Below are 11116 nucleotides of genomic sequence, written 5' to 3' on the forward strand. Positions count from 1 at the left end.
CGTCCGGGGCCCGGCCCCGACCGGTTCAGGGGGTCGGGCAGGCGACGGGGCGGACAGGCGGGCGGTCAGAACTTGCGCGCCTGGGTCACCTGGTCGAGGTGGACGAGGACGTCGTAGGCCCGGCCGATCGCGAGCCTCGGCATGGGGTCGCCGACGAAGATCGAGCCGGCGTCGTAGGTGGGGCGGGAGACGTTCAGCCAGTCGCGCGCGACCCGGGGCGCGGTGCGCAGGTCGACGTAGTAGTCGCGGAAACGGACCCGGTCGAGGGTGTACTCGTTCATGTCCGGTGCCGCCGCCGGAACGGTGACGGTCTTCCAGTCGCCGGTCAGGACGGCGTCGTTGGTGAGGAAGGCGCCGCTGTCGAAGCTGAAGCCGATGGCCACGTAGTCGCGCCCGTAGGCGTCCCGGAGGTGGGAGCCCTGCGGCTCGGGGTACAGGAAGGTGTCGGTGGACAGGTAGCCGGCGTGCCCGTTGTGCGCGGACATCAGCACCTTGCCGCCGGTGCGGCGCTGCCACCAGGCGGTGTTGTCCGCCATCGACTTGTCGCGCAGCTGCTCCGCCGCGGAGACGGAGGCCGGGTCGGCGAGGTCCAGGGTGGCGAAGGCGAAGGTCTCGGCGATGTTCCGGGCGTGCTGGACGGCCCACTCGTGGGCGTCCTCGCCCGGGGTGCCGCTCGCGGCGACCAGCTCGAACGCCTGCTGGGCCAGGACCGCGGCGCCCCGGCGCTCGGCGACCGGCTTCTGCAGGTATCCGACGAGGTCGTCCAGCGGCCGCAGGCCGGCGTAGAGGCCGGTGAGCCGCGCCAGGGCCTCCGGGCGAACCCGTCCGACGTAGGAGGTGACCCGTTCGAAGATCCGGTCGCCCAGCCTCGGGAGGCCGAGGTCGTCGCCCAGGAAGTGGACCGGGTTCTGCGGGTGGGTGCGGTTGTGGGAGCGCATCCAGGCGATCAGCTCGACGAACTCCTCGCGTTCCCAGGGGCTGCCGCCCAGCGCGTCCTTCACGAGCTGCCGGGCGTCCCCGGGACCGCCCTGGACGTACTCGTCGATCTGCAGGCCGCTGGTCCAGCTGGTCTCCAGGGCGAAGGCGGTGAAGCCCTTCTCCTCCACGAGGTGGCGGAAGAGCCGGTCCTTCATCGCGAAGAACTCGTGCGAGCCGTGGGTGGCCTCGCCGACCCCGACGATCCTGGCATCACCGATCATCGCGTCCAGGGCCCGCAGGTCGGCGGTGCGGCCACCGGGATCCGTCGTCCGCAGCGGCTGGGCGACGCTCTCCAGCGCGCGGACGACCGCGGCCCGCTCCGCCTGCGCCGGGTCGGCGACCGCGGGGGCCGAGGGGGGCACGGGGGCCGCGGCCGCCGCCACCGGGGCCAGGACGGCCGCGGCCGCCACCGCCGCCGTCGCCGCCAGCAGTCCGCGCCGCCCGATCCGCTTGCTGTGTGCCATGGTTCCGCTCGCTCCTCGACTCGTCGGAACGCCGACGGCCTCGGCGTTCACCGAGTCGATCATCACGTCGGAGAGGGCGGCGGCGCGCTGGGGACGGCCACCGGATTCCCCGGGGGAAACCCCCTGCCGGATTCGGTGGCCGGCCCCCCGCCCGCGGGCGGCCCGTCGGCCGTTACAGCGTCCGCAGAGCCCGCTCGCACTCCCGGCAGCGCTGCTCGGCGAGCGGCGGCGGGTACCAGGGCTCGCCCAGCCCGGGCCGGAAGTGCGCGTGCTCCATGTCCACCGTGTCCCGCCCGCACAGGGTGCTCGGCAGCGGGTCCTCGGGGACGTCCGGGTCCGCTCCGGCGGCGTGCACGCCCACGACGGCGGGCTCGACACCGTCCGGGCCGAGCACCCGGGCGAGCTCCAGTTCGTAGAGGACGACGATCGAGGCCATGAGTCGAGGATCGGACGGGAACGGCCGCGCGGACACCCGGGGTGGGCTGTTCGTGGCCGTCACCCCGAGCCACCGTTCGTGGGCGCACGGGCTGCCCCGGTGGACGGGCCGCGAACCGGGACCAAGCGCACAGGCGGTACGGGACCTTCGGACCGCGACCCGGTCCCGGTGGACCGGTCCGCCGCGGCCCCGCGCCCGGCAGCCTGGTGATCACGGCGCACGCGGCGGGGCCGCCGGGGTGTCACCCGGCCGGACCCGCCGCGTTGCCGCCGAAGGCGCCGTTGGCGAGCGTGGGCCGGGGTCGCGGAGACCGTCCGGCCGGCACGCGACGGCGGGTCCACCGATCGAAGGAGTGCACGTGTACTGGAGCAGCGGGAACTACGAGGCGTTCGCCCGGCCGCGCAAGCCCGAGCGGGCCGACCGGGTGAGCGCCTGGTTCGTCGGCGCGGGGCTGGCGTCGCTCGCGGGGGCGGCCTTCCTGGTGCGCGACGGACAGGTGCCCGGCGAGCGGATCACCGTCCTGGAGCGCCTGAGGCTGCCCGGTGGCGCGCTGGACGGCATCAAGGAGCCCGAGAAGGGCTTCGTGGTGCGGGGCGGCCGCGAACTGGAGGACCACATGGAGTGCCTGTGGGACCTCTTCCGCTCGGTGCCGTCGCTGGAGGTCGAGGGCGCCTCGGTGCTCGACGAGTTCTACTGGCTGAACAAGGACGACCCGAACTTCTCCCTCCAGCGGGTCACCGAGCGGCGCGGCCGGGACGCGGGCACCGACAACCGGTTCGCGCTGAACGACCGGGCGCAGAAGGACCTGGTACGGATCTTCCTCGCCACCCGCGAGGAGCTGGAGGGCAGGCGGATCGACGAGGTCTTCGGCCGCGACTTCCTGGACAGCAACTTCTGGCTGTACTGGCGGACCATGTTCGCCTTCGAGGAGTGGCACGGCGCCCTGGAGATGAAGCTCTACCTGCACCGCTTCGTCCACCACGTCGGCGGCCTGCCGGACCTCTCCGCGCTGAAGTTCACCAAGTACAACCAGTACGAGTCGATGGTGCTGCCGCTCACCCGCTGGCTGATGGACCAGGGCGTGACCTTCCGGTTCGACACCGAGGTCACCGACATCGACTTCGACCTCGCGCCGGGGCGCCGCCGGGCCACCCGGATCCACTGGGAGGAGGGCGGGCGGCCGGGCGGCACCGACCTCGGCGAGGACGACCTGGTGTTCACCACCATCGGCTCGCTCACCGAGAACTCCGACAACGGCGACCAGCACACCCCGGCCCGGCTCAACGAGGGCCCGGCCCCGGCCTGGGACCTGTGGCGGCGGATCGCCGCCAAGGACCCGGCGTTCGGCCGCCCCGAGGTCTTCTGCGGCAACATTCCGCAGAGCAAGTGGGAGTCGGCCACCGTCACCACCCTGGACCGGCGCATCCCGGAGCACATCCGGCGGGTGGCCAAGCGCGACCCGTTCAGCGGCGGCGTGGTCACCGGCGGGATCGTCACCGCCCGGGACTCCTCCTGGCTGCTGAGCTGGACCGTCAACCGGCAGCCGCACTTCAAGCAGCAGCCGTCCGACCAGATCGTCGTCTGGGTGTACTCGCTGTTCGTCGACCGGCCCGGGGACTTCGTCCGCAAGCCGATGCAGGAGTGCACCGGCGAGGAGATCACCCAGGAGTGGCTGTACCACCTGGGCGTCCCCGAGGCGGAGATCCGCGAGCTCGCCGCCTCCGGCGCCCGCTGCGTGCCGGTGATGATGCCCTACGTGACGTCGTTCTTCCTGCCGCGCCGGGCCGGCGACCGGCCGCAGGTGGTGCCCGACGGCGCCGTGAACTTCGCCTTCATCGGTCAGTTCGCGGAGACCGGCCGGGACTGCATCTTCACCACCGAGTACTCGGTGCGCACCGGTATGGAGGCGGTCTACCGGCTGCTGGACGTCGAGCGCGGGGTGCCCGAGGTGTTCAACTCCACCTACGACGTGCGCAAGCTGCTCGCCGCGACCAGCCGGCTGCGCGACGGTGCCGAACTGGATCTTCCCGGGCCGGAGTTCCTCCGCAAGCGGCTGCTGCACCGGCTGGAGGCGACCGAGGTCGGCGCGCTGCTGGAGGAGTTCGGCCTGATCGACGAGGGGCGGTGACGGCGGGCGGCCGGTGCGCACGCGTGCGACCGGCGGGGGCCCTCCGTCAGTAGTAGTGCCGGCGTCCGCCGACCGCGTGCCCGAGAGCACCGGCGATCCACAGCACGAGGCCGATGACCACCAGGACCACACCTATGGTCCACAGGAACGAGAGGCCGGTGACGAGGCCGATGACAAGCAGTACGACGCCGAGGACGATCACGGAATCCTCCTGGTGAGTGCGGGCGGCCGGGGTCGCGGCCGGGTGACCCGACGAGACCCGACCGCGTCCCGGTGCTGCGTCTACCACCCGCCCGGCCGGGCAAACACGCCGGGCGCCGCGCCGCCGGCAGCGCTCCCGGCGGGGGCGGCCGGCCGCGCTACGCGGCCCGGCTGCCCGGGACGCCGAAGTCGGTGAACAGCGCACGGCGCTCCTCCTCGGTCAGACCGCCCCACACCCCGTAGGGCTCCCGGGTGGCGAGGGCGTAGCGGCGGCACTGCACCCGCACCGGGCAGCGCGCGCAGACCGACTTCGCGTTCGCCTCCCGCTCCTTCGCGGCGGCGCCGCGCTCGTTCACGGGGTGGAAGAAGATGCTGCTGTCGACGCTGCGGCAGGCTCCTTCCAGTTGCCAGCTCCAGTGGTGCTCCACTGCGCCGGGGAGGCGGGAGAGGTCGGTCACGACTGCTCCTTCCGGTCGGGGTGGTCGGTGTTGTCGGCTCGTCTAACCCCGATGCGGCGGTTCATTCCTCCGGCTTCCGCACCGGTACGGGGCGGGCCCGCCGCGGGGCCCCTCAGGCCGACAGCAGCGCGTCGAGCCACCGGTCCCAGTCGATGCGATCGGACTCGGTGCCCACCGGCACCGCCCGGCCGGTGGCCCGCAGGAAGCGGGTCAGCGGGCGGACGGGCGCGTTCAGCAGCGCGATCCCGGTCTCGCCTCCCAGGGCGATGTACACGTGCTCGCCCGTGCGGCTCGGTTCGATGCGGACGTCGCCGTCCCCCACCGGCTCGCGCAGGCCGGCCGCGAGGAGGTCGCGGGCCAGTACCCAGACCGCCCCCTCGTCGGCGCCGAAGTCCAGCCGGACGGCGAACGGGTCGCCGGCCTCGTAGCGGCACTCGACGTCCAGGCTGCGCCCCTGCGCCTCCCCCGTGATCAGACGCATCCTCAGCCGTACCGCTACGACGTCCGCCATCGCCCCGCCCTCCCGCAACCTGTGGTGCGAACACTGTGGGGACCCGTCTGCCCCGACGGGCCCCACTCATGCGGGCGAAGGGCGACGCGTCCGGACGGGACGGGCCGCGGCGCTCAGCCGCCGGTCAGCAGCCGCCGGTTGTCGACCTCGGCCCAGATCGTCTTGCCCTGGCTGTGCGGCTCGGCGCCCCAGCGGTCGGCGGTGCGCTCCACGATGAACAGGCCGTGCCCGCCGGGCAGGGCGGGGTTGTGCGGCTGCCGCGGGGCGGGCATGACCTCGCTGCGGTCGCTGACCTCGACCCTCAGCCTGGCCTCGGTGACTTCCAGGACGATCTCCAGCGGGCCGTCGCCGTGCAGCATCGCGTTGGCGACGAGTTCCGCCGCCAGCAGGATGACGTCCTCCGCGGTTCCGTCACCGGCGCCCGGCCCGCCCAGGGACGGGTACCAGTCACCGAGCGCCGCGGCGGTGAACGCCCTGGCACGGGAGACCGGCTTGGGGAGACCGGCCAGGGTCAGTCGCCTGCGCTGGCCGCCGGGAGGGGCCGCGGGCCCCACCTGGAGAGGGTCTCCGTCCAGGGTTCCCCTGCTCATCGTCATACGAGGGCGCCCTTTCGGATCGACAGCGGATTTCCGCTTGGTCGGTTTCCCGGCGGTTCCGGAATTATGCCTGCCACCGCCGGACCGGACCGCGCGCCGTGGCGCGCGCCCGGTCCGGCGCGCCGGGCGGCCGGCCCCTCGGGCCGGTTCACCCGGCCAGGGCGGCGCCGACCGACTCGTGGATCGCGAACACGGTTCGCGCCCCGGTCAGGTCGAGCACCCGCATGACGGTGGCCGGCACGGCGGCGAGCCTGAGCTCCAGTCCCTGCCGCTCCGCCGCGAGGCGGGTGCGGAGCAGGACGTTCAGGCCCGAGGAGTCGCAGAAGCCGACCCCGTGCAGGTCGACCACGACGGCCGTGGGCCGTTGGGCGACCAGCGCGGCCAGTGCCTCCGCCGCCGGTGCCAGGGTTTCGACGTCGAGGTCGCCCGCCAGGACGCAGACCATCGTGCCGTCGGGCCCGGACCGGGTCTCCACCAGGAGATCCGGCCTGGGCAGGGAAGCGGCCAGTACGGCCTCTCCCCGGTCATCGTCGGGTGGCATCATCCTCGTCCCCTCCATGTACGTGCCTTCCGACCATACGGAGATCGGGCCCGTCGGCCAAGTGAGGGGTGGTGGGCCGGGGCCGACGCGCCCCCGAAAACGTGCCGTGCGGCACGCTCAGACGGCCTCCATCCCCTCGCGCAGATGTCGGAGGGTCCGGCTGAGGAGCCGGGAGACGTGCATCTGGGAGAGTCCGAGCCGGGCCCCGATCTGGGACTGCGTCATGTCCTCGCAGAAGCGCATCGACAGGATGAGGCGGTCGCGCTCCGGCAGCGCGGTCACCAGGGGCTTGAGGGCGACGAGGTCCTCGACCAGTGCGAGCTCCCGGTCGTCCTCGCCGAGCTGCTCGCCGACCGGGCTCGGGCCCTCGCCGTCGTCCCCGCCGCCGCCGTCCAGCGAACCGGCGGTGTGGGCGTTGGCCGCGGTCAGTCCCTCGACCACCTCCTCGGGCGCGATCCCGAGGTCCTCGGCCAGCTCGGCCACGGTCGGGGCGCGGTCCAGCCGCTGGGAGAGCCGTTCCTGGGCCCTGGCCAGCGTGATGCGCAGTTCCTGGAGCCGGCGCGGAACGTGGACGGCCCAGGTGGTGTCGCGGAAGTGGCGGCGGATCTCACCGAGGACGGTCGGTATCGCGAAGGTGGTGAACTCCACACCGAGCTCGGGGTCGAAGCGGTCGATGGCCTTGATCAGGCCGACCGCGCCGACCTGGAGGAGGTCCTCCTTCGGTTCGCGGTGCGAGTCGAAGCGGCGGATCGCGAACCGCACCAGGGAGAGGTTCATCTCCACCAGCGTGGAGCGCACGTACGAGTACTCGCGGGTCCCCTCCTCCAGTGTCGCCAGCCGGCGGAGCAGCACCCGGGTGAGTTCGCGGGCGTCCGCCGGCGCGATCTCCCGGGGATCCTCCACCGCCGCCATCTCGGGGGGCAGCAGGTCCCGCAGTCCTGCCCCGGGTGCTGTCGCACCGGCCGGGGCCTGCGTCGACGCAGCGGCGGGAACGATCAGTTCACCGGTGGTGGCCACCATGGGAGTCCTTCCGTCGTGTCGGCACGGTCCAGCGCCCGCTACCCCCGATCCGGGAAAGGATGCAGTCGACCTTTGTGAAGGTTCTGTGCACGTGGCAGGGGCTGGACGGCACCGCGGTCGCGGTGCCTCCCAGAAGGTTGCCTCGGGCACCCAATCGTTTTCAACCTCCGTAACGACTGGGGTAGCCTCCGGGGCGGTACCCACCACGCCCGGGGGACGGTCCGCGGACCCGCTCCCCGGGGCCCACGATCGGATGCGGGCCCGCGGGCCCCGGCGTTCTACGGAGGCGACATTCGATGGCCGGCCCGACCACCTTCCACGGCCCGCGGCACGACCCCGGGGAGCCCGGTCCCGCGCAGGTGGGCGAGCCGGAGCTCCGGTTGCTCCTGGCCGGACTGACCGCGGTCCGCGACGGCGACTTCGGCACCGAACTGCCGGACGACGCGGACGGGCTGCTGGGCGAGATCGCCACCGTCTTCAACGGCATGGTGGACCAGCTGTCGCGCTTCACCTCGGAGGTGACCCGGGTCGCCCGGGAGGTCGGCACCGAGGGGCGGCTCGGCGGCCAGGCCCAGGTCCCTGGCGTGTCGGGCTCCTGGGCGGACCTCACCGACTCGGTCAACGCGATGGCCGGCAACCTCACCACCCAGGTGCGCGACATCGCCCAGGTGGCCACCGCCGTCGCCAAGGGCGACCTCTCGCAGAAGATCACCGTCGACGCCCGCGGCGAGATCCTCGAACTCAAGAACACCGTCAACACCATGGTCGACCAGCTGTCCGCGTTCGCCGGCGAGGTGACCCGGGTGGCCCGCGAGGTCGGCACCGAGGGCATCCTCGGCGGCCAGGCGGACGTGAAGGGCGTCTCCGGGACGTGGCGCGACCTCACCGACTCGGTGAACTTCATGGCCGGCAACCTCACCGGCCAGGTCCGCGCGATCGCCCAGGTGGCCACCGCGGTGGCCGGCGGCGACCTCTCCCAGAAGATCACCGTCAACGCCCGCGGCGAGATCCTCGAACTCAAGGAGACCATCAACACGATGGTCGACCAGCTGAGTTCCTTCGCCGACGAGGTCACCCGGGTGGCCCGCGAGGTCGGCAGCGAGGGCAGGCTGGGTGGCCAGGCCCAGGTCGACGACGTCTCCGGCACCTGGAAGCGGCTCACCGAGAACGTCAACCGGCTGGCCGGGAACCTCACCCGGCAGGTGCGCGCCATCGCCGAGGTGACCAGCGCCGTCGCGGCCGGCGACCTGACCCGCTCGATCACCGTGGACGCCTCCGGCGAGGTCGCCGACCTCAAGGACAACGTCAACTTCATGGTGCAGTCGCTGCGCGAGACCACCCGCGCCAACGAGGAACAGGACTGGCTGAAGACCAACCTCGCCCGGTTCTCCGCGCTGATGCAGGGCAGGCGCGACCTCGTGGTCGTCGCCGAGTCCGTGATGGACGAACTCGCCCCGCTGGTCTCCGCCCAGTGCGGTGCCTTCTACCTGGCCGAGGAGGCGCCCGAGGGGACGGTGCTGCAGCTCGTCGGCTCCTACGCGTTCCCCGACGGCGAGCGCCCCACCCGCTTCCGGCTCGGCGAGTCCTTCGTCGGCCAGGCCGCGCGCAGCCGGCGCACCATCACCGTCGACTCCCTGCCGACCGGCTACCTGGCCGCCTCCTCCGGCCTCGGCCGCACCGGCTCGCTGTCCCTGGTGGTGCTGCCGATCGTGGTCGAGGAACTCGTCCTCGGCGTCATCGAACTGGCCTCCGTCCAGCCGTTCACCCAGGTCCACCGGGACTTCCTGGACCAGCTGATGGAGACCATCGGCGTCAACGTCAACACCATCATCGCCAACGCCCGGACCGACGAGCTGCTCGGCGAGTCCCAGCGGCTCACCGCCGAACTCCAGGCCCGCTCCGAGGAGCTGCAGGCGCGCCAGGAGGAGCTCCAGGCCTCCAACGCCGAACTGGAGGAGAAGGCGGAGCTGCTCGCCACGCAGAACCGCGACATCGAGGCCAAGAACCTGCAGATCGAGCAGGCCCGCCAGGAGCTGGAGGAGCGCGCCCATCAGGTGTCGCTCGCCTCCACCTACAAGTCGGAGTTCCTGGCCAACATGAGCCACGAGCTGCGCACCCCGCTCAACAGCCTGCTCATCCTGGCCCAGCTGCTCGCCCAGAACCCCACCCGCAACCTCACCGCCAAGCAGGTCGAGTACGCCGGCATCATCCACTCGGCCGGCTCCGACCTGCTCCAGCTCATCAACGACATCCTCGACCTCTCCAAGGTCGAGGCCGGGAAGATGGACGTCAACGTCGAGCCGGTGCCGCTGCGCGCGCTGCTCGACTACGTCGAGGCCACCTTCCGCCCGATGACCGGCCAGAAGAACCTCGCCTTCGCGGTGCAGACCGTCGACGGCGTGCCGGCCGAACTCCTCACCGACGACTACCGGTTGCGCCAGGTGCTGCGCAACCTGCTGTCCAACGCGGTCAAGTTCACCGAGCAGGGCCGGATCGAGCTGCGGATCGAACCGGCCACCCTGGCGGAACTGCCCGACGGCGTGCGGCGCGACGGCGGCGCGGTGCTCGCCTTCCGGGTCGGCGACACCGGCATCGGCATCGCGCCCCAGCACCTGGAGACGGTCTTCGGCGCCTTCCAGCAGGCGGACGGCACCACCAGCCGCAAGTACGGCGGCACCGGGCTCGGCCTGTCGATCAGCCGGGAGATCGCCTACCTGCTCGGCGGCGCCATCACCGTGGAGAGCACCCTTGGCCGGGGCAGCACGTTCACCCTCTACCTGCCCGCCACCCGCGCCGACGCCGTCACGGCCGGCACCGCCGGGGCGCCCCGCCGCGCGCTGGACCGCGCCCCGGAACCGTCCGCGGCCCCGCACCGGGACCGGACCCCCGACGACCCCGCCGCCGGCGAGGGGCCGCGCCGCCTGCTGGTGGTCGAGGGCCGCCCGAACGGCCTGCTGTCCCTGGTCGCGGAGAACGCCGTGGCCGACCTCGCCCGGTACGCCGGACCGCACCGGCAGGTCGAGATCGTCACGGCGGTCGGCGCCCAGGAGGCCGCCACCGCCCTGGCCACCGCCGCCTGCCACTGCGTCGTCCTGGAACTCGACCTGCCCGACGGCACGGCGGGGACGCTGCTCGACGAGATGGAGCGCGACCCCGCGCTGCACGCCGTCCCGGTGCTGGCCCACCACAACCGCGGCGTCGGCGCGGAGGACGAGCAGGCCGTGCACCGGGACGGCAGCCGGCCTCCGGAGTTCCTGTCCAGCCTCGACGAGCTGCGCGAACGGATCGCCCTGCACATGAGCGCCGACCACCCCGGCGGCGTGCTGCCGCTGGTGCGCGGCACCGAGCGGAACACCCCCTTCAGCCCGGAGACCGACCCCACCCTGTCGGGCCGCACCGCGCTGGTGGTCGACGACGACGACCGCAACCTCTACGCGATCACCAGCATCCTGGAGCTGCACGGCATGCGGGTCCTCCAGGCGGAGAACGGCCGCGCCGCGCTGGAGGCGCTGGCCGCCCACCCCGGGATCGACGTGATCCTGATGGACGTGATGATGCCGGAGATGGACGGGTACACGGCCACCGCGGCCATCCGCGCGATGCCCGAGCACGAGGGGCTGCCGATCATCGCCGTCACGGCGAAGGCGATGATCGGGGACCGCGAGAAGAGCCTGGCCTCCGGCGCCAGCGACTACATCACCAAGCCGGTGGACGCGGGTGAGGTGATCGGCCGGATCAAGCACCACCTCACCCGGTAGCCGTCCGCCGCGGCCACCGGTTCCG

General features: G+C 72.8%; 10 protein-coding genes. 2 read left to right on the top strand and 8 right to left on the bottom strand.

What is annotated here, in order from left to right:
• Window positions 1-65 precede the first annotated feature (65 nt).
• Complete coding sequence (locus ACFCX4_RS15130) at window positions 66-1442, bottom strand: erythromycin esterase family protein (protein WP_376142424.1); 1377 nt, start codon at window positions 1440-1442, stop codon at window positions 66-68.
• Window positions 1443-1614: 172 nt separating this feature from the next.
• Window positions 1615-1878 (bottom strand): hypothetical protein, encoded by a 264-nt coding sequence (locus tag ACFCX4_RS15135; protein WP_376142425.1) that lies wholly within the window; start codon window positions 1876-1878, stop codon window positions 1615-1617.
• Between the two features lie 358 nt (window positions 1879-2236).
• On the opposite strand from ACFCX4_RS15135, the gene ACFCX4_RS15140 reads away from it, so the two are divergent.
• On the top strand, window positions 2237-4006 hold the full coding sequence (locus ACFCX4_RS15140) for an oleate hydratase (RefSeq protein ID WP_376142427.1): 1770 nt from the start codon (window positions 2237-2239) through the stop codon (window positions 4004-4006).
• Window positions 4007-4052: 46 nt separating this feature from the next.
• On the opposite strand, the gene ACFCX4_RS15145 is transcribed toward ACFCX4_RS15140, so the two are convergent.
• The 6 genes from ACFCX4_RS15145 to ACFCX4_RS15170 form a co-directional block, all read right to left on the bottom strand.
• Window positions 4053-4208, bottom strand: a complete 156-nt coding sequence (locus ACFCX4_RS15145) for a DUF6131 family protein (RefSeq protein WP_376142429.1) — start codon at window positions 4206-4208, stop codon at window positions 4053-4055.
• Between the two features lie 157 nt (window positions 4209-4365).
• On the bottom strand, window positions 4366-4665 hold the full coding sequence (locus tag ACFCX4_RS15150) for a WhiB family transcriptional regulator (RefSeq protein ID WP_376142431.1): 300 nt from the start codon (window positions 4663-4665) through the stop codon (window positions 4366-4368).
• A 112-nt stretch (window positions 4666-4777) separates the two neighbouring features.
• Window positions 4778-5176: an SsgA family sporulation/cell division regulator gene (locus tag ACFCX4_RS15155; RefSeq protein ID WP_376142433.1), complete on the bottom strand. Its 399-nt coding sequence runs from the start codon at window positions 5174-5176 to the stop codon at window positions 4778-4780.
• Between the two features lie 113 nt (window positions 5177-5289).
• Window positions 5290-5766 carry an ATP-binding protein gene (locus ACFCX4_RS15160; protein ID WP_376142435.1) on the bottom strand — a complete coding sequence of 159 codons (477 nt, stop codon included), beginning with the start codon at window positions 5764-5766 and terminating at the stop codon, window positions 5290-5292.
• A gap of 154 nt (window positions 5767-5920) precedes the next feature.
• Window positions 5921-6313 (bottom strand): STAS domain-containing protein, encoded by a 393-nt coding sequence (locus ACFCX4_RS15165; protein ID WP_376142437.1) that lies wholly within the window; start codon window positions 6311-6313, stop codon window positions 5921-5923.
• 117 nt (window positions 6314-6430) lie between these two features.
• Window positions 6431-7333 (bottom strand): SigB/SigF/SigG family RNA polymerase sigma factor, encoded by a 903-nt coding sequence (locus ACFCX4_RS15170; RefSeq protein ID WP_376142438.1) that lies wholly within the window; start codon window positions 7331-7333, stop codon window positions 6431-6433.
• Between the two features lie 296 nt (window positions 7334-7629).
• Between ACFCX4_RS15170 and ACFCX4_RS15175 the strand changes: the two genes are divergently transcribed.
• Complete coding sequence (locus tag ACFCX4_RS15175; RefSeq protein WP_376142440.1) at window positions 7630-11091, top strand: HAMP domain-containing protein; 3462 nt, start codon at window positions 7630-7632, stop codon at window positions 11089-11091.
• Window positions 11092-11116 lie beyond the last annotated feature (25 nt).

Origin of the sequence: Kitasatospora sp. NPDC056327, from assembly GCF_042261735.1 — a bacterium.
GTDB lineage: Bacteria > Actinomycetota > Actinomycetes > Streptomycetales > Streptomycetaceae > Kitasatospora.

Excerpts from the sequence above, each read along its gene's own strand:
- ACFCX4_RS15130 (WP_376142424.1), bottom strand. The coding sequence starts at position 1,442 with ATGGCACACAGCAAGCGGATCGGGCGGCGCGGACTGCTGGCGGCGACG.
- ACFCX4_RS15135 (WP_376142425.1), bottom strand. The coding sequence starts at position 1,878 with ATGGCCTCGATCGTCGTCCTCTACGAACTGGAGCTCGCCCGGGTGCTC.
- ACFCX4_RS15155 (WP_376142433.1), bottom strand. The coding sequence starts at position 5,176 with ATGGCGGACGTCGTAGCGGTACGGCTGAGGATGCGTCTGATCACGGGG.
- ACFCX4_RS15160 (WP_376142435.1), bottom strand. The coding sequence starts at position 5,766 with ATGAGCAGGGGAACCCTGGACGGAGACCCTCTCCAGGTGGGGCCCGCG.
- ACFCX4_RS15165 (WP_376142437.1), bottom strand. The coding sequence starts at position 6,313 with ATGCCACCCGACGATGACCGGGGAGAGGCCGTACTGGCCGCTTCCCTG.
- ACFCX4_RS15170 (WP_376142438.1), bottom strand. The coding sequence starts at position 7,333 with ATGGTGGCCACCACCGGTGAACTGATCGTTCCCGCCGCTGCGTCGACG.
- ACFCX4_RS15175 (WP_376142440.1), top strand. The coding sequence starts at position 7,630 with ATGGCCGGCCCGACCACCTTCCACGGCCCGCGGCACGACCCCGGGGAG.